Origin of the sequence: Streptacidiphilus melanogenes, from assembly GCF_000787835.1 — a bacterium.
Lineage (GTDB): Bacteria > Actinomycetota > Actinomycetes > Streptomycetales > Streptomycetaceae > Streptacidiphilus > Streptacidiphilus melanogenes.
Genome location: NZ_BBPP01000002.1, coordinates 412677 through 431848, shown reverse-complemented (window position 1 = coordinate 431848; position 19172 = coordinate 412677). Strand labels below are relative to the sequence as shown.

Genomic DNA, 19172 nt, shown 5'->3' with positions numbered 1-19172 from the left:
GTCACGCAGCAGCTTCTTGTCGCGCGCGTACCGGTTGACCAGACCCGTGAGCGCGGCCCGGAAGCCCTCTTCGTGGGTACCGCCCTCGTGGGTGTGGATGATGTTCGCGAACGAGTGCACCGACTCGTTGTAGGAGGTGCTCCACTGCATGGCGATCTCGACCGACATCTTCTTCTCGGTGTCCTCCGCCTCGAAGTCGATGACGGTGGGGTGGATGAGCTCGCCCTTGCGGGAGTTCAGGTGCTGGACGAAGTCGGAGATGCCGCCCTCGTAGAAGTAGCGGACCGCGTTCGGCTTGCCCTCGTCGTCCGTGTGGTCCGGGCGCTCGTCGGTGAGCGTGATGGTCACGCCCTTGTTGAGGAACGCCATCTCCTGGAATCGACGCGAGAGGGTGTCGAAGGAGTACTCGGTGGTCTCGAAGATCTCCGGGTCGGCCCAGAAGGTGATGGTGGTCCCGGTCTCGGAGACTTCCTCGTGCCGGGCCAGCGGCGCGACGGGCGCACCTGCTTTGTACTCCTGGGTCCAGCGGTAGCCGTCCGTCCTGATCTCCACCGCGAGGCGGGTCGACAGTGCGTTCACGACGGACAGACCGACACCGTGCAGACCGCCGGAGACGGCGTAGCCGCCGCCGCCGAACTTGCCGCCCGCGTGCAGCACGGTCAGCACGACCTCGACGGCCGGACGTTGCTCACCCGCATGGATTCCCACTGGGATTCCGCGGCCGTTGTCGACGACCTGGATCGAGCCGTCAGCCAGGATCGTGACGTCGATCGTGTCGCAGACGCCTGCAAGTGCCTCGTCGACTGAGTTGTCGACGATCTCCTGCACCAAGTGGTGCAGACCGCGTTCGCCGGTGGAGCCGATGTACATGCCCGGGCGCTTGCGGACGGCATCAAGCCCCTCCAGCACCTGGATCGCTCCAGCGTCATACGAGGGCGCCGCCGTGATTGCCGCGTCGCTGGCAGAAGCTGGAGTGGTGTAGTTGGACTCGTTGGTCTCGGTCACGAAGCACCCTTTCTTGCACATCGCAGCCGCGCTCCCAAGGCGCATTGGCGGAGCGTCCGCAGCATTGTGTGGTGTCTGTCGGCTGGGGATGCCAGCCCCTGACTGGATCTCACTCAGGAGACATCCCCCGGCAGGCCAGTTGGCTGGCCCAGCATACCCGAGACACGCGACAGAGTCTGTCGAGAGCTGACATAAAGGCGCCTGGGAACCTCTGGGAGCCCCAGCTGCTCATCCCCCCACATGCGGTGGGCGGTCAAGCGTTTAGGTGGCCATCCAGGCGCTTCTGGTCGATCTCTCGGCGGACCACCAAAAAAGCCGCTCCAGCTTGCCCCAGGAAGGCCCCGAGCGGGCCTGGGGAGGGGGGGTGGCGGCTACTTCACCTCTGGGTGAAGGTGATCGGATCTGCCGGGTTGTCATGACTCCACCTGGGCTCAGGAGAGCGCTCCGCGTGGCAGTCGTTCCGTTCTGGCATGGACGTACGCGGGGTAGTGTGCGCCGAGTCCGACGGACGTCCGAAGAAGCGGTGGCGCAGTGGTGCGCACGCCGTCGTTGGTGCGTGCGATCTGGACATGCCGTCCACTCCGTACACAGCCTGGGTCCGAGGAGAACCGCGTGAGCAACCTGTCCATCCCTCCCGGGAAGAAGTCAGCCAGGGATGATTCCTCCTACACCGCGCGGCACTTGCTTGTTCTTGAGGGGCTGGAGGCGGTTCGCAAGCGTCCGGGCATGTACATCGGCTCCACGGATAGCCGCGGTCTGACCCACTGTCTGTGGGAGATCATCGACAACGCCGTGGACGAGGCCCTGGCGGGTGTGTGCGACCGGATCGAGGTCATCCTCGGCGCAAACGGATCTTTCGAAGTCTGCGACAACGGACGCGGCATCCCGGTCGACGTCGAGCCGAAGACCGGCCTGTCCGGTGTCGAAATCGCTTACACCAAGTTGCACGCCGGCGGCAAGTTCGGCGGCGGCTCCTACGCCGCCTCCGGTGGTCTGCACGGCGTCGGCGCCTCCGTGGTGAACGCCCTCTCTTGCCGACTGGACGTCGAGGTAGACCGGCATGGCGCTACCCACGCCATCAGCTTTCGGCGTGGCATCGCCGGGACCTTCGACAGCGAGGGCCCTGACGCCCCATTCCGACCTGCCGGCGGTATGACGGTTATCGGAAAGGTAGTCAAGGGCAAGACGGGCACCCGGGTGCGTTACTGGGCGGATCGGCAGATCTTCCTCAAGGACGCCAAGCTCTCCCTGGAGAACCTGCACAACCGCGCCCGGCAGACGGCCTTCCTGGTGCCCGGCCTGACGATCGTGGTCCGCGACGAGCGCGGCGTCGACGGCGCGCCCGTGGACGAGCAGGTGTTCCGTTTCGACGGCGGCATCGCGGAGTTCTGCGACTTCCTGGCGCCGGACCGGCCCGTCTGCGACACGCTGCGCCTCACCGGCCAGGGCACCTTCAAGGAGACCGTGCCCGTCCTCGACGACCTCGGCCACATGACCCCGACGGAGGTCGTCCGCGAGCTCGGCGTCGACATCGCCCTGCGGTGGGGCACCGGCTACGACAGCACCGTCCGCTCCTTCGTCAACATCATCTCCACGCCCAAGGGCGGCACCCACGTCGCCGGCTTCGAGCGCTCGATGACCAAGACGGTCAACGAGGTGCTGCGGGCGATGAAGCTGCTGCGCGTCGCCGAGGACGACATCACCAAGGACGACGTCCTCGAGGGCCTGACCGCCGTGGTCACCGTGCGTCTCGCCGAGCCGCAGTTCGAGGGGCAGACGAAGGAGGTGCTCGGCACCTCCGCCGCCCAGCGGATCGTGGCGAACGTGGTGGCCAAGGAGCTCAAGGAGTTCCTGACCTCCACCAAGCGCGACGCCAAGGCGCAGGCGCGCTCGGTGATGGACAAGGTCGTCGCGGCGGCGCGCACCCGTGTCGCCGCCCGTCAGCACAAGGACGCACAGCGTCGCAAGACCGCGCTGGAGACCTCCTCGCTCCCGGCCAAGCTGGCCGACTGCCGCAGCGACGACGTCGACCGCAGCGAGCTGTTCATCGTCGAGGGTGACTCGGCGCTCGGCACCGCCAAGGTGGCCCGCAACTCCGAGTTCCAGGCGCTGCTGCCGATCCGCGGCAAGATCCTGAACGTCCAGAAGGCCTCCGTCTCGGACATGCTCAAGAACGCCGAGTGCGCCGCGATCATCCAGGTGATAGGGGCCGGTTCCGGCCGCACCTTCGAGATCGACCAGGCCCGCTACGGCAAGGTCATCATGATGGCCGACGCCGACGTCGACGGCTCCCACATCCGCTGCCTGCTGCTGACGCTGTTCCAGCGCTACATGCGCCCGATGGTCGAGGCGGGGCGGGTCTTCGCGGCCGTCCCGCCGCTGCACCGGATCGAGCTGACCAACCCGCGCAAGGGCCAGGAGAAGTACATCTACACCTACTCCGACAGCGAGCTGCGCAACACGCTGCTGGAGCTCCAGCGCAAGGGCCAGCGCTGGAAGGACCCGATCCAGCGCTACAAGGGTCTCGGTGAGATGGACGCCGACCAGCTGGCGGAGACCACCATGGATCCGCGCCACCGCGTCCTGCGCCGGATCAACCTCGGCGACCTGGACGGCGCCGAGAAGGTCTTCGACCTGCTGATGGGCAACGACGTGGCGCCGCGCAAGGAGTTCATCGTCGACTCCGCGGCCCTGCTCGACCGCTCCCGCATCGACATCTGACCTTTGCGAGCCGCGCCACGTCTCGAGCGCGGTGGTGGGAAAGCCCGCGGCCATTGTGTCCACCTGGGCGCCCGTTCGGCCTGCCCGGTCGAGCGCGTGGCCGGGTTGGTGTCGTGGCTGGCGACCGGGCAAGGGGCCAGCCCCGGTATTCCGGGATCTGCTGACGCTGGATGCAATTTGTGGGCTCGCTACAAGCGGCCTCGAAGATCGCGGTCAGGCCGAATGGAAAGAGTGGCTTGGTGTCGGGGAGACATAAGCCATGCTCAGGGGGATGCCTTCCGGTGGACAGCCGGTGGACAGACGCCTTTGGACGGTACAACACGCGGCGACATGGCCCAACCGGATCCACCCGCTTACGGCGGAATCGTTGAAGCGATCGAGGCGGCGCTCCAATGACGGCCCGGCTCGGCGTCCTTGCCTCGCTTGAGACGAGGGGCGCGTGTTCGCAAGGCTGAGAGCGGCCGGCGGGTGCACCTATTGCGTGAGCGATGCGTGAGCGGACGTGCCAGCACGGGGCAGCCCGCAGCGGACGGCGTGACGGACCGTGTGGTGCTGACCAGTAGGAACAGCACCACACGGCATTAGTAATCACGCACCGTCATGATCCATCTGGGGCTTGTAAAGCGGGGGTCGTCGGTTCGAACCCGACAGGGGGCTCCACTCGCGAGAGATCGCGAAGACGTGAGAAGGGCCAGTTCGGGAGGCGTGAACCTCTCGTACTGGCCCTTCGTCGTTGTTCGGGGTTCGGTGGGCACAACTCGGGTCGCGTCGGAGCGGCCCGGGGTCGGTGAGGTCGCGCAACCAAGTCGCGAATGCCGATCCACGTGGCAACGCCGTGCGAGTCGGCGGCCGGCGCCTGATTCACTTCGGCGACTCGTTCCCCGTCCCCCACTGTCGTCGATGCCGATCGCGGTCGCCGTCGCAACACCGGACCGGGCCCTGACGGGTGTAGATGACGGCAACCGGTTGCCAGCAGGGAGGGTTGGGTGTCAGCCCTCTGTGGGGAGCCGAGATGATGGGTTCAGGCGGGATTCGAGCGTGGCGGGGTCGGTTTCGACGCTGGCGAGGGTGTAGGCGGGCTCGTAGCCGAGTTGGGTGTTGACGTCGATCATGTGGGTGTTCTCGGATGCCGTCATCGTGTCCACCTGTGCCAGGTGGGGGAGGTCGGCGGTGAGCCAGCGCATCATGGAGGACTTCATCGCCAGGCCGAGCCCGAGACCGCGGAATTCCGGCAGGACGCCTGTGTCGACCTGGTGGCAGTGGCTCTCCTGCCCGGGATTGATGGCGATCTCGGTGAAGCCCGCGACCACGCCGTTGCGTTCGTCGATGGCCGCGACGTATCGGCGTGACTGCCCGGCCTTGAGGAGGTCGGCCTCGAGCTGACGGACCCGTTCCACCGTCCAGACGGGGTACTTGAAGCTCATGTCGCCGAGTGGCTGGTCGGCCATGGTGTTGCGCGCGTGGACGAAGCTCTGGATCAGGTCGTCCGGCGCGGCGTCCGTCCACTGGCGGAGTCGGAAGCCGGGCGCTGGCTCCGCCTGCCACCGGGCGCGGTCCGTGGTGGTGACGTCCAGGTGGTGCGAGGTGAGTCGCAGGACCGTCCGGAAGCCGAGGGCGTTCGTCAACTGCTCGCCCGCCGTCCCGGTGATCACCTCGCCGGAGATCGTGTGGCAGTCGTGCGCGTGGATCTCCGGCAGCACCGCCCGGAGCAGTTCCGTGGCGATTCCGGACCCACGGTTCTGCGTCGGCACCCGGAGGGCGACGTCGACGTAGCCGCTGTTCTCCCCCGTCCGGAAGTTGGCAGCTGCCGGGCCGACCAGCCGGCCGGCGTCACGTGCCTCCCAGTGGCGTCGAACCCTCAGGCTCGTGGCGGATTCGCGCAACCGCCGGACGTAGGTGTCGTGCGGCACTACCGGGTCGTTCGGGAAGTCCGCGACGGATACCTCCGCTAAGAGTTCGTACCACTCGCGCAGTTCCTCCGGTGAAGCCCGCTCCGGTGTGAACGGTGCTACTTCCAGGCTCATTTGGACGTCCCCCTGGGCCTCGACGACAGGTGTCCCGCTGATCAGTGTCACAGGCCGCGCGGAGCCTGCTCCGGTGAGGTGAGTCGAAGCGGCGGGGGTGGGTTCCCGCACGGTCGTCGTGGCCCCGCACAACGCTGACGAGTGCCACAGCGATGTGAGCTGATCCAGGACGTTAAGAGGGCGCTAAGACTGCCGGGATCGTGCAGTGTGCGGACGGTGGTGGCGCTGCCACGCTGGCGCCGGGCGGTTCACGGGGTGTGGCCGTCGGGGGACGTGCAGAGGCAGGCGAGAGCAAGTGCGGGGCTTTCTGGGGGCGGTCACGGGTTATCCGACCGTGGTCTTCACTTTCGCGCTGGTCGTGGTGGTGGGGTACTGGGTCCTGGTGCTCGTCGGGGGAGCGCATCTGCACGGGGCCCGGGGCGGGCACGGTGGTCACGGGGGGCATGGCGGTCATGCGGGGCATGGCGGCCATGGGGACCACGGTGCGCAAGGTGGTGGGCATGGCGGGGGGCATCACGGCCATGGTCACGACGGGGGACGCCACGGGCATGGAGGCCTGCAGCGGGTGCTGGGGCTGGGCGGGGTGCCGATCACGGTGGCGGTGTCGCTGGTGGTCGCGTTCGCCTGGTTCAGCGCGCTGGTGGGCCGGGAATGGGTCGGCGGAGGCGGCGGCCGGTGGTATCTGCTGCCGGCAGCGCTGCTCGGTGGGTGGGCCGGGGCCCGCCTGCTGGTGGCGCCGTTGCGGCGGATGATGCCGGAGCCGCCTCCGCCCCCGACACGGCGGGACTTCGTGGGGCTCGGCTGTGTGATCCGGACCGGCCGGGTGGGGCCCGACTTCGGGCAGGCCGAGGTCCGGTCCGAGGACGGCTCCTCCGCCGTGGTGCAGGTCCGGCAGAGCCTCGACGACGCGGCCGGGCCTGGCGGGACGCTGCGGGCCGGGGTGTCCGCGCTCATCTACGACTACGACGCCGACGGCGAGTTCTTCTGGGTCATGCCCGCTCCGTCGCCGAGCGGCTGACGCGGCGTCGCTTCAGCCTGCTCACTCTCTTCACTTCATTCGCGGCAAGGTGAGTCCAAGGGAACAGCCATGTCTGTTGTCACTATCGGTATCGGCGTGCTCGTCGCCGTTCTCCTGCTCATCGGTCTGGGCACGCTGCTGCTCTTCGGCCGGCTGTTCCGCAAGGTCGTGCAGGGCGAGGCCCTGATCGTCTCCCGGCCCAAGGGCGTCGGCGTGACGTTCACCGGTGCGCTGGTGCTGCCGATGATGCACCGCGCGGAGGTCATGGACATCTCGGTGAAGACCATCGAGATCACCCGTAAGAGCCGCGAGGGGATGATCTGCAAGGACAACATCCGCGCGGACATCCAGATCACCTTCTTCGTCCGGGTCAACAAGACCGTCGAGGACGTCATCAAGGTGGCCCAGGCCATCGGCACCGACCGGGCCAGCCACCAGGAGACGCTGCAGAACCTGTTCAGCGCCAAGTTCGCCGAGGCGCTGCGCACGGTCGGCAAGCAGCTCGACTTCGCCGACCTCTACACCCACCGCGAGGAGTTCCGGGACCGGATCATCGCGGCCATCGGCACCGACCTGAACGGCTACCACCTCGAGGACGCGGCGATCGACCACCTCGAGCAGACCCCGATGGCCCAGCTCGACCCGACCAACATCCTGGACGCACAGGGCATTCGGAAGATCACCGAGCTGACCGCGCTGGAGCACATCCGCACCAACGACTTCCAGCGCAACGAGCAGATGGAGATCACCCGGCAGGACGTCGACGCTCGCGAGGCCGTGCTGGAGCTGGAGCGGCGCCGGGCCGAGGCGGAGATCCGGCAGCGCAAGGGGATCGAGACCCTCAAGGCGCAGGAGGAGGCCGCCACGGCGATGGTCCAGGAGGAGGAGCGGCTCAAGGCGCACAGCGCGCTGCTGCGCACCGAGGAGCTGCTCGGCGTCCAGCGGGAGAACCAGCAGCGGGAGATCGCCGTCGCGGAGAAGAACCGTGAGCGCGTGCTCGCGGTGGAGTCCGAGCGGATCGAGAAGGACCGGCTGCTGGAGGTCGTCAACCGCGACCGGGAGGTGCAGCTCGCCCAGGCCGGGATGGAGAAGGAGGTCGAGGTCGAGCGGCGCGGCGTGGCCGAGGTGGTGCGCGAGCGGATCGCGGTGGAGCGGACGGTCGCGGAGCAGGAGGAGGAGATCAAGCGGGTCCGTGTGGTCCAGGAGGCCGAGCGCACTCGGCAGTCCGTGATCATCGCCGCCGAGGCGGAGGCGCAGGAGCAGCTGGTCAAGGACATCAAGGCGGCCGAGGCCGCCGAGCAGGCCGCGCACCTGAAGGCCAAGGAGCAGCTGGTGCTGGCCGAGGCCGGGCAGAAGAGCGCCGAGCTGGAGGCCGCCGCCAACGTGCGCCGGGCCGAGGGCGAGCGCGCGCTGGCCGGTGCAGCCGGCCTGGCGGAGGCCGAGGTGGCGGAGCGTCAGGCCCTGGCCGAGGCCGCGGGTGTCCGCGCCCGGCTGGAGGGCGAGGCGGCCGGCATGAAGGAGAAGGCCGCCGCGATCGAGAAGGTCGGCCTGGCCGAGGCCGCCGTCGCGGAGCGCAAGGCGGACGCCGAGGCCGCGGCCATCCGCGAGAAGCTGCTCGGTGAGGCGATCGGTCTGGAGAAGAAGGCTGCGGCGATGGCCGCGCTGGACGAGGTCTCCCGCGCGCACGAGGAGTTCCGGCTGCGCCTGGCCGCCGACAAGGACGTGCGGCTCGCCGCGCTGGAGGTCCAGGCCAAGGTCGCCGAGGCGCAGGCGTCGGTGCTCGCCGCGGGCCTGGAGAGCGCGGACATCGACATCGTCGGCGGGGACAGCGTCTTCCTGGAGAAGGTCGTCAGCGCGGTGTCCCTCGGCAAGGCCATCGACGGCGCGGTGCAGGGCTCGGAGACCGTCAAGGCCCTGGGCGCCGAGTGGCTCAACGGCGACCGGAGTTTCGGCGACGACGCCACCGAGGTGCTGCGCTCGCTGGCGGCCGGCGGGCCTTGGAACCTGGCCCTGCTGATGAAGCTGCTGGGCGGCGGCGCGGCCGACGGCTCGCTCCCGCTGGATCCGTCGCGACTCCTCAGCGCCGCGAACAGCGTGAACAGCGCGAAGGGAGCGGCGGGCGCGAACGGGGCCAACGGCGTCAACGGCACGACCGGCACGGCCGCAGCCGTCAGCACGGGTAAGTGACTCCAGCAGGCGCCGAGAGGCGTGCGGGATCGTCGGGCACGGAACAGGGCAAAGGGACACGGGAAGCAGTCATGGGCGTCGAGGACGGCACCTACCAGATCCTGCGGGCACGGCTCGCCGAGCGTGCGGCGGAGTTGGGGCGGCGGGCGGCCGAGCTGAACGCCCGGCGGCAGGAGGCGTTCGGCTCCCGCACGCTGGAGCTCGCCGCCTCGGCCCGGCCGCGGACCGCCGGGGACGGCGCCGCGTGCGGCGTCGTCGCCGTCCGGCCCGGCGTCCTGCTGCTGGGGACGACGGCGCCGACCCTCGACGCCGGACTGCTCTCCCTGCACGCCCTGGACGGCTCGGCGTTGGAGCCCGGCGCCGTCCCCGGCCTGCTGGACGACGAGCGGTTCCACCGCGACCTGGCCGAGCTGCTGCGCTACTACCGCGACGCCCGCCTCGCCGACCTGGTGCGGACGGCGTCGGGCCGACTGCTGGCCGTCTTGCGCACCGGCGGGAACGACGGCGACCAGCGGGTCCTCAGCTGGCAGTTGAGCGAGGACCGGGTCGAGTACCTGGGCAACCACGGCGAGCGGGACCTGCCGCAGCCGCCCGTCTACGAGCTGCCCTGGACGACGACCGGGCGTGAGCACCACGACCACGGCAGGATCCGGATCGACGGCGGCGGTGGCTCGGTCTCCGTCGCCACCACCGGCGGCAGCCTCACCGTGCGGACCGTCCCCGGCGACCGGACCCTCTTCGAGGAGCCCGTCGACGAGCCGCTGCAGAGCCTGGCGGACGCCGCCGTCGCCTACGCGGAGACGGGACCGCTGCTGCTCCTGCGGATCCGCCCCTACAACGAGCCCGCCGACCGGCACCTCGTCGTCAACCTCCGCACCGGATCGGTGCGTCGGCAGGACTCGCTGGGCCTCGGCGCCCGGCTGCTCCCGGCCGAGCAGGGCCTGATCTTCCCCGGCGGCTACGAGCTGGCCGACGGAACCCACCGCGCCTTCCGGATGGACCAGAGCGGTCCTGCGGACGGCGGCGACGGCGCGAGCGGGCTTCGCTTCGACGCCGTCCTGCCCTCGCCCAACGGCGAGGACCTGCTCTACGTGCTGCACCGGCCCGGTCGCGCGCAGGTGCTGCTGCTGCCGTGGAACACCGTCCGCCGCGAGGCCGGCGCAGCGCTGCACGGGGCGGCGCACACCCTGCTCCCGGACGGCACGCTCGTGCTGCTCAAGCCGGACCGTGAGCCGGTACGCACGCACGAACTCCAGCTGTGGCAGACGCCGTTCCAGTCGCCCGACCACGCCGCCGCCCAAGAGGTCGGCGACGGCCCGCTGGAGCGGATCGGCAACGCGGATCTGGTGCGCGGGATCGCCGACTGCCTCGACGTCGTGCGCACGGCGACGGCCGCCACCGAGGGGGATGACCCGGCCGCGGTCTCCGCTGAGCTGATCCTGGACGCGTGCGCCAAGGCGGCGGACCGCCACTACTGGCTGGCCGACACCGGCCTGCTCGAACCGCTCGGCGAACTGCGGGAAGCAGCCGAGCAGGTGGCCGCCGAGCAGGCGCGGATCAGGGGGCTGGCCGCGCGCGCCGCGCAGGCGCTGGAGCAGGCCAGGGAGGAGGCCGCGTCGCTGGTCCGCCGCTCGCACGGGGAGCCGCCCACCGACGCCGACGCCTGGACGCGTCTGCTCGCCGAGCTGCGGCAGGCTCAGGGCCGCACCCGGCTGCTGCGGGAGCTGCCGCAGCTCGACCTGGCGGCGCTCGACCGCGTGGAGGCGGACCTGGCGGCCGAGTTGACGGCCGCGACCGAGCGCGCGTTCGCCTTCTTCGCCGGGCCCGACGCCTTCGACGCGGCGCTGTCGGCCGCCCGCCACGCCGCCGAGGAGGCCGAGTCGGTCGCCACGGCGGCCGAGGCCGCGCAGCTGGCCGACCGCCTCACCGGGCAGGCCGACGCACTGGCCACCGTCACCGACCTGGTGACCGGTGCCGTCGCCGCCGACCCGGCCGCCGGGACGGCCGTGCTGCTCGCCATCGGCGAGGTGCTGGCGGCCGTCAACCGCGCCCGCGCCGTGCTCGCGAACCGCCGCCGCGCGCTGCTCGACGCCGAGCACCGTGGTGCCCACGCGGCCGAGTCCGCCCTGCTCGCCCAGGCGACGACCGCCGCGCTCACCGCATCCGACAGCCCTGCCGCCTGCGACGACCAACTGGCGCGCCTGCTGCTGCGGGTGGACGGGCTGGAGGCCCGCTTCGCCGAGGCCGAGGACCTCGCCGCGGACCTCGCCCTGCGCCGCGAGGAGATTCGGCACGCCTTCACCGCGCGACGGCAGACCCTGCTGGACGAGGCGGCCGCGCGCGCCGACCGGGTCGCCGCCTCGGCCCAGCGCGCCCTGGAGGCGCTGCGCCGCCGACTCGCCGGGCTGCGCTCGGCGGCCGACATCCACGGCGCGCAGGCCGCCGACCCGATGGCGGTGCGCGTGCGCGCGGCGGCCGAGGAGCTGCGCGCGCTCGACGACCAGGTGCGCTCACAGGAGTTGGAGGACGGCCTGACCGGCGCCGTCCGCACCGCCCTGCGCGAGCTGCGCGATCGCGCCGACCTCTCTGCGGACGGCGGCGCGAGCGTCCGGTTGGGCCGGCACCGCTTCGCGGTCCGCCGCGAGCCGGTCGAACTGACCCTGCAGCCCGACGGCGAGGGCCTGGCCTTCCTCGTCACCGGCACCGGCTACCGCCGCCCCGCGCGGCTGCCGCAGCTGCTGGACGGCCGTGAGTTCTGGACCCAGCCGCTGGTCAGCGAGTCGCCCGCGCTCTACCGGGCGGAGTACCTCGCCGCCGCGCTGCTACCGGACGCGGGCGGTGCCGATACCGGGCTCGGGACGGGGCTCGGGACCGGGCTCGGCGCGGCGTTCGGCACCGGCTTCGGCTCGGACGGCGGCGCCGGGCTCGGCCACGGCGGCGGCTCGGCGCCCGGTCACGGCTCCGGCTCCGGTCCTGGTTCCGGGTCAGGCTCGGCGGGGAGCACGGACATCGGTCCGGACGTCGCCTGGCGGCCCGGCCCGGAGGGCGCCTTCGACCCCGCCTTCGACCCCGCCTCCAGCCCAGTCCTCACCCCGCTCCTCGATCCCGCCGTCGACCTCGCCGCGGACCCCGCTCGGCAGGGTCTGCTCGACAGGGTCCGTCGCGCAGCCGAGCGCGCCTACGACGAGGGCTACGAGCGCGGTGTGCACGACCACGACGCCGCGCTCATCCTGGACGCGCTGCTGCGACTGCGCGCCGGGGCCGGACTGCTGGCGCATCCGGCCGAGGTCCGCGCGGCCGCGCAGCTGTTCTGGGCCTACGGCGCGACCGACGCCGAGCGCGCCGCATGGCAGCGCCGCGCCCGCTCCCTCGTGCTTGCCCGCGCCCACTTCGGCGCGCAGGGCACGGGGACCGCCCTGTCCGATCTGGCGGCTGAACTCTCCATAGCGGCAACGGGGTTCACGGCCTCGCTCGGTCTGCCGTCCTCGTCCCGGACGGGCGACTACCTGGTCGCCGAACTCGCGGACCCGCGTGAGGGCTTCGCGGTCGGTGTCGCGGCCCGCACGCTCCTCGACGGCTTCGGGCAGACCGACGCCGCACCGGCCCTCGGCGCGGATCTCAAGGCCCTCGACGAGGACCTGGCCGCCCGGCACCAGCTCGCCGCCGCCTGGCTCGGCGCCTACGCGGCCGCCCGCGCTGGCGACGTGGCCGGTGCGGACGACGAACCCGCGGTGGACGGAGGGGAACTCGCCGAGGCCGTCGCCCACCTGTGCGCGCCCGAGCTGCCGCGCTACGAGGTCGGCGCGGCCGTCAGCGAGACCGTCACCGGACTGCTCGGCGCCCACCCTCGGGTCAGGGACGGGCGGTTGACCGTGCGCATCGATGAACTGCCGTACCGGGCTCGGGCGTTCCGCGAGGAGCGAGCCCCGGCCTTCCGCGCCTTCCAGCGACAGCGCGCGGAGGTCCTGTCCGCCGAGCGGGCCCGGCTGCGTCTGGACGACTACCGGCCGCAGCCGCTCGCGGGGTTCGTCCGCAACCAGCTCATCGACCAGGTCTACCTGCCGCTGGTCGGCGACAACCTGGCCAAGCAGCTCGGCACGCTCGACGCCACGACCACCACCGACCGCAGCGGGCTGCTGCTGCTCCTGTCGCCGCCCGGATACGGCAAGACCACGCTGCTGGAGTACGTCGCCGACCGTCTCGGCCTGCTCATGGTCCGCGTCGACGGCCCGGCGCTCGGTTCCGGCACGACCTCGCTCGACCCGGAGCGGGCGCCGGACGCCGCGGCCCGCCGGGAGGTCGACAAGATCGTGTTCGCTCTGGAGGCCGGCAGCAACGTGCTGCTGCACGTCGACGACATCCAGCACGTCTCCGCCGAGCTGCTGCAGAAGTTCATCCCGCTCTGCGACACCCAGCGACGCGTGGAGGCCGTCAGCGACGGCGTCGCCCGCAGCTTCGACCTGCGCGGCCGCCGCTTCGCCGTCTGCCTCGCCGGCAACCCGTACACCGCCAACGGACAGCGCTTCGAGATCCCCGACATGCTCGCGAACCGCGCCGACGTCTGGAACCTCGGCGAGGTGCTGACGGGACATCAGGACCTGTTCGCACTGTCCTTCCTGGAGAACGCCCTCGCCGCCAACCCGGTGCTGGCCCCGCTCGTCGGCAGCGACCCGGCGGACCTGCGGCTGCTCGTCGCCCTCGCCGACGGCGACCCCGCCGCCCAGGCGGACCAGCTCACCCGGCCCGTGCCGGAACTGGACCGGGCCGTCGCGACGCTCACCCGGCTGCGCCGGGTGCAGCGGACGGTCCTCGCCGTCAACAGCGCCTACATCGCCTCCGCCGCACAGGAGGAGAACTCCCGGACGGAGCCGCCGTTCCTGCTGCAGGGTTCCTACCGCACCATGGCGCAGCTCGCCGCCCGGATCGATCCGGTCCAGAGCGACGCCGAGGTCGAGGCGCTGCTCGACGACCACTACCTCGCCGAGGCCCGCACCCTCGGCAACGCCGCCGAGGCCAACCTGCTGGCGCTCGCCCGCCTGCGCGGCCGCGCCACGCCGGAACAGACCGCCCGCTGGCAGGCCCTGTGCGCGGTCCACGCGGGAAGCTGACCGGCCTTCCATGCGGGAAGCTGACCAGCCTTCCACGCGGGAAGTTGACGGGAGGTCCACGCGGGAGTGACGGGCGTTCCACGCCCGGAGCTGACGGGCGTCCACGCGGGAGTTGACGGGCGGGCGTTGTGCTGGCCGCGCCCGCCTCGCCCGGCGTGCGGTGGCTACGCGTCGTGCGAGCCGAACCGTTCGGCGACCTCGGTCCTGACCGTCTCGTGCAGTTCGCTCGACGTGAAGCCGAGGTCGCGCAGGATCCGCGCGGTCGGGCTCTCCTCGACGCGGATCAGGCCCAGCAGCGTGTGCTCCGTGCCGACCCAGTCGTGGCCGAGGTCGGCCGACGCGAGGGACGCCTGCGCGAGGGCCCGCTTGCTCTCCGGCCGGAACGCGATGTGGCCGCGCAGCGCCTTTCGCCCGGACGGCGGCAGCACCTCCGCTACCGCGTCGCGGACGCGCTGCTCCGACCCGGCTTTCGCGGTCAGCAACTCGTAGGCCAGACCCCGGGGTTCGCCGAGCAGGCCGAGCAGGAGGTGTTCGGTGCCGATGAAGTCGTGCTTGTGGGTGCGGGCGGACTCCTGCGCCAGCACGACGACGTGCCGGTTCAGGTCGGTGAAACGCTCGAACGCGTTCGGCGCGTGGCGTTGCTGGGCGGCCTGCTTGGACACCCCGATGGCGTCGCCGATCTCGCTCCACGAGGCGCCGGCCTGCTTGGCCTTGCCGACGTAGTGGCCGACGAGCTGGTCGCCGAGGTCGGAGAGGGTCTGGGAGCGCAGCTGGGCCTCGCTGATGCGGGCCAGGGCGTCCGCGTCGGGGAGCTCTTCGTCGAGACGGGCGATCAGGTCGGCAAGACTGACGTTGAGTGGGCTCATGCGTCAACGGTAGATTGACGCCCGCTCGATCGTCAAGATGAAGTTGACGCGGGTTGGTCCGGCCAGCCGAGCAGCCTCGCGCCGAAGACGGCCGTCTCCAGGGTGTAGCGCTGGAGGGCGTCGTCCGGGTCCAGGCCCGTCAGGCGCACGATGTGCGCGATCCGGTAGGCCAGCGCCCGGACGCTCAGCCCCAGGCGGCGTGCCGCCTCGGCCGTGACGTAGCGCGAGTCGGCGTACGCGGTCAGCGTCTCCAGCAGCGGCCTCGGCCCGCCGCGGGCCTTGTGCAGCGGACCGAGCACGCTGCGCACGAGCTCCTCCAGCGCGTCGCGGTCCCGCAGCAGCACCGGCAGCACCAGCAGGTCGGCCGCGCGCAGCAGCTGTTCGGGCAGCCCCAGCTGACCGGCCTGCTCCAGGGCCGAACGTGCCTCCTCGTAGGAGTGGACCACCCCGCCGGGTCCGCTGTGCGGGCGGCCCACGACCACCCGGCGGCCCTTGGTCAGCTCGGCGAACGCCTTGACCACCGCCTCCTCCCCGGGGCCGGAGGGCACGATGCACACCAGCCGTCCGTGCTTGACCGCGAGCAGCACCTCCTGGTCGCCGAAGCGCCCCAGCAGCTGCCGTTCCAGGCCGCGGACCAGCGGGTCGTCCAGGCCGTAGCCGTCGCCCTCGGCGACGGCGACCACGTGCGCGCAGGCCAGGTTGAGCCCGAACCGCTCGGCGTGCTCGGCCAGCCGTCCGACGTCGCTGCGGCTGCTGAGCAGGTCCGCGACGAACTGCCGGCGCCCTGCCTCCTCGCGGCGCAGCCGCTCCCGGTAGGCCAGGCCGTGCCCGGCGGCGAGGGCGGCCACCGCGGCGCGCAGGGCGGCCATCTCGGCGGCCTCCACCGGACGCCCCTCCCACACCCGGCCGGTCGCGACCAGCCGCTCGTCGACGAGCTCGGCGAGTCCGCGTCCCTCCTCGGCCGCGTGGTCGCCGTACGCACGCAGCGCCTCCAGCTCCTCGCGGCGCAGTCGGCGGCCACTGTGGGACACCTCCTCCAGCGTCCGCGTCCACGCGTCCTGCCCGTGCGACGCGGACTCCTGCGACTCAGCTCTGACGGTGGCCAACTCCCGCTTCCTCCCCCGCGCACCCAGCGACAGCGACGCGTCAGCGTACCCGCTGCACCGTGGACGTACGACCGCTATCGCCGGGACGACAGGCCCTACGGCTGCACCCGGGCGGCGCGGGACTCCAGGTAGCGGCGTTCGGCGAGGCTCGCGGTGGCCTTCGCCGCGCGGCGGTACAGGTCGTAGGCGGCGGCCGGGTCCCCGGTGCGCTCCAGCAGGTGCGCACGGACCGACAGCAGCCGGTGGTGACGCGCCATCCGCTCGTCCTCGTCCAGCGTCGCCAGCAGCTCCAGCCCGGCTTGCGGGCTCTTCGCCTCGGCGAGGGCGATGGCCCGGTTGAGGGTGACCATCGGGTTGGGCGCGATGCGTTCCAGGATCAGGTAGAGGGCGTGCACCTGCGCCCAGTCGGTCTCCTCGGCGGAGGCTGCGTCGTCGTGGGTGGCGGCGATCGCGGCCTGGAGCTGGTACGGCCCCAGCGACGGACCGGCCAGGGAGGCCCGGGCCAGAGCGGTGCCCTCGTCGACCAGCGCGCGGTCCCACCGCGTGCGGTCCTGCTCGGCCAGCGGCACGAGGTCGCCGGAGGCCGTGGTGCGGGCGTCGCGGCGGGCGTGGGTCAGCAGCATCAGCGCGAGCAGGCCGGTCACCTCGCCGTCCTCGGGCAGCTGCGCGTGCACCAGGCGGGTCAGCCGGATCGCCTCCCGGGCCAGGTCGGCCCGGTGCAGGGTGTCGCCTGACGAGGCGGTGTAGCCCTCGTTGAAGATCAGGTAGAGCACGTGCAGCACCACTCGGAGCCGCTCCTCGCGCTCCGGGCCCTGCGGCAGCGTGAAGGCGCTGTCGGCGGCCTTGATCCGCTGCTTGGCCCGGCTGATCCGGGCCGCCATCGTCGCCTCCGGCACCAGGAAGGCGCGCGCGATCTCGGCCGTGGTGAGACCCCCGACCGCGCGGAGCGTCAGGGCCGTCTGCGAGGCGGCCGTCAACGTGGGGTGGCAGCACAGGAAGAGCAGCACCAGGGTGTCGTCGGTGTTCGGGATCTCCTCCGGCGTGGCCTCGGCCAGGGACTCGGCGGCCACCGCCGTCTCGCGTTCGCGCCGGGCGTGGTCGCTGCGCAACTGGTCGACCAGTCGCCGGGAGGCCACGGTGGTCAGCCAGCCGCGCGGGTTGTCCGGCAGGCCCTCGGACGGCCACTGGACGGCGGCGGCGAGGACGGCCTCCTGGACGGCGTCCTCGCAGCCCTCGAACCGCCCGTAGCGCCGCACCAGCGCGCCGAGGACCTGCGGCGTGAGCTCACGCAGCAGGTCCTCCAGGGCCGTCGGCGCCGTCATGCCTCCAAGTGTCCGTCGGAGAACATCACCTGACGCACCTCGACGCCCAGACCCTCGATCGCGCAGTCCGGGATCCTGGCGGCCAGCTCGACCGCCCGCTCCTTGTTCTCGCAGTCGACCAGGTAGAAGCCGCCGAGGAACTCCTTGGACTCCAGGAACGGCCCGTCCGTCACCACCGGCTGCCCGTTGCGGACGGTGACCACGGCCGCCTGCGACGGGTCGACCAGCGCCTGGGTGGTGATCAGCTCGCCGGACTCCTTCAGCTCCGCGATGAACCGGCCGTGCCCCGCGCCGATCGCCGCCTTCTCCTCGTCGGTCAGCGCGTCCAGCACGGCCGGGTTGATGTGCATACTGATCAGGAACTTCATCTCGTACTCCTTGTCGTTCACCGGCCCCTCGCGGGGCCCGTCGACAGGTGGTCGGAGCCGCCGTCGCCGTCTTGACATCGGCGGAGCACAGAGCCGTCACACGCCGAGGGCGCGCTTCATCACCTTGCCCATGTCGTTGCGCGGCAGCGCCGTGACGTGGCGGACCTCGCGCGGGCGCTTGTGCGGGGCGAGATGCGCCGCGACGTGCGCCGCGAGCTCGTCGGCGGACGGCGGCGCGGCCGGGTCGGCCGGGACGATCCAGGCGACGACGCGCTCTCCCAGATCCGGGTCGGGCTCTCCGGTCACGGCGGCCTCGGCGACGGCCGGATGGTCCTGCAGCACGTTCTCGATCTCGCCCGCGCCGATCTTGTAGCCGCCGCTCTTGATCAGGTCGGTCGACTTGCGCCCGACGATGCGGACCGCGCCGTCGGGGTCGAGCACGGCCATGTCGCCGGTGCGGAACCAGCCGTCCTCGGTGAAGGCCTCCGCCGTCGCGTCCGGGCGGCCCAGGTAGCCGCTGAACAGGTTCGCGCCGCGCACCTGGACCTCGCCGACGGTCTCCCCGTCGCAGGCGTCCGCCGCCGCGAACGGCGCTCCCGCCTCGTCGACCAACCGCAGCTCCACGCCGTCGAGCGGCGTCCCTACGGTGCCGGGCCGGTGGTCCGCGCCCGGCCGGACGCTCGTGTTCATCAGCGTCTCCGTCATGCCGTACCGCTCGACCACACGGCGGCCGGTGGCCGACTCGATCGCGCGGTGGTCGCGGGTCGCCAGCGCGGCCGAGCCGGAGACCAGCAGCCGCGCGCCGGCCAACGCCTTGGCCAGCCCCGCGTCGCCCGCGTCCAGGTCCTGCGCGATCCGGTGGTACATCGTCGGCACGCCGAAGAGCATGGTCGCCCCGGACGCGAGCTCGTCCCGGACGCCCTCGGTGGAGAACCGCCCGAGGTGCCGCACGCTGCCGCCGCGCCGCAGCGGGCCGAGGATCCCGAGCACCAGCCCGTGCACATGGAACAGCGGCAGGGCGTGCACGAGCACGTCGTCGCCCGTCCACGACCAGGCCTCGGCCAGCGCGTCCAGCGTCGCGCGGACCGCGCGGCGCGGGATGACCGCGCCCTTCGGCGGGCCGGTGGTCCCGGAGGTGTAGATGACCAGCGCGGGCGACTCGTCGTCCGGTTCGGCGGGCCATGCCGCCCCGGGGTCGCCGGGCGAGAGCTCCGGGGTGACCACGCGCAGGCCGGCGAGCGCGCCGGGCAGCTCCTCGCCGGCGGCGGCGAGGACCAGCTCGGGCGTGCTGTCGCCGACGACGTGCGCGAGTTCGCGCTCCCCGCTCTTCGGGTTCAGCGGGACCACCGGCACGCCCGCGACGAGCGCGGCGACCGCGCCGACGGCCGTCTCCAGCGTCGGCGTCGACCACAACGCGACCCGCCGCGCCCCGCCGAGGCTCGCCGCG

11 protein-coding genes are annotated in these 19172 nt (G+C 72.0%); 4 read left to right on the top strand and 7 right to left on the bottom strand.

The features are described 5' to 3' along the window. The coding region (locus tag TR49_RS03810; protein WP_042377150.1) for an ATP-binding protein at window positions 1-1026 on the bottom strand (1026 nt) is incomplete at its 3' end. A 591-nt stretch (window positions 1027-1617) separates the two neighbouring features. On the opposite strand from TR49_RS03810, the gene TR49_RS03805 reads away from it, so the two are divergent. Then, the gene (locus tag TR49_RS03805) at window positions 1618-3726 is read left to right on the top strand and encodes a DNA gyrase/topoisomerase IV subunit B (protein WP_042376980.1); all 2109 of its coding nucleotides are present in this window, start codon (window positions 1618-1620) and stop codon (window positions 3724-3726) included. 989 nt (window positions 3727-4715) lie between these two features. On the opposite strand, the gene TR49_RS39610 is transcribed toward TR49_RS03805, so the two are convergent. Beyond that, the gene (locus TR49_RS39610; protein WP_152627037.1) at window positions 4716-5750 is read right to left on the bottom strand and encodes a GNAT family N-acetyltransferase; all 1035 of its coding nucleotides are present in this window, start codon (window positions 5748-5750) and stop codon (window positions 4716-4718) included. Window positions 5751-6315: 565 nt separating this feature from the next. Between TR49_RS39610 and TR49_RS45185 the strand changes: the two genes are divergently transcribed. From TR49_RS45185 to TR49_RS39600, 3 genes are all read left to right on the top strand, one after another. Then, entirely contained in the window at window positions 6316-6768 is a 453-nt protein-coding gene (locus TR49_RS45185) for a hypothetical protein (RefSeq protein ID WP_052433977.1), read from the top strand. 69 nt (window positions 6769-6837) lie between these two features. Further along, window positions 6838-8955, top strand: coding sequence for an SPFH domain-containing protein (locus tag TR49_RS03790; protein ID WP_042376976.1), 2118 nt, complete (start codon window positions 6838-6840; stop codon window positions 8953-8955). 71 nt (window positions 8956-9026) lie between these two features. After that, a complete protein-coding gene (locus TR49_RS39600; protein WP_052433976.1) occupies window positions 9027-14063 on the top strand; it encodes a DNA repair ATPase in 5037 nt (1678 codons plus the stop codon). A gap of 164 nt (window positions 14064-14227) precedes the next feature. Here the strand turns inward: TR49_RS39600 and TR49_RS03780 are convergent, their stop codons facing one another. From TR49_RS03780 to TR49_RS03760, 5 genes are all read right to left on the bottom strand, one after another. Beyond that, window positions 14228-14929 (bottom strand): Clp protease N-terminal domain-containing protein, encoded by a 702-nt coding sequence (locus TR49_RS03780; protein WP_042376975.1) that lies wholly within the window; start codon window positions 14927-14929, stop codon window positions 14228-14230. A gap of 32 nt (window positions 14930-14961) precedes the next feature. Continuing rightward, a complete protein-coding gene (locus tag TR49_RS03775) occupies window positions 14962-16035 on the bottom strand; it encodes a PucR family transcriptional regulator (protein ID WP_042376973.1) in 1074 nt (357 codons plus the stop codon). Window positions 16036-16130: 95 nt separating this feature from the next. Next, window positions 16131-17357 carry an RNA polymerase sigma factor gene (locus TR49_RS03770; RefSeq protein WP_042376972.1) on the bottom strand — a complete coding sequence of 409 codons (1227 nt, stop codon included), beginning with the start codon at window positions 17355-17357 and terminating at the stop codon, window positions 16131-16133. Further along, window positions 17354-17725, bottom strand: a complete 372-nt coding sequence (locus TR49_RS03765) for a YciI family protein (RefSeq protein ID WP_042377144.1) — start codon at window positions 17723-17725, stop codon at window positions 17354-17356. Before TR49_RS03765 ends, TR49_RS03770 begins: the two co-directional genes overlap by 4 nt. Before the next feature lie 96 nt (window positions 17726-17821). Further along, window positions 17822-19172: AMP-binding protein (locus TR49_RS03760; RefSeq protein ID WP_052433974.1), on the bottom strand; the 1351-nt coding region annotated here is incomplete at its 5' end.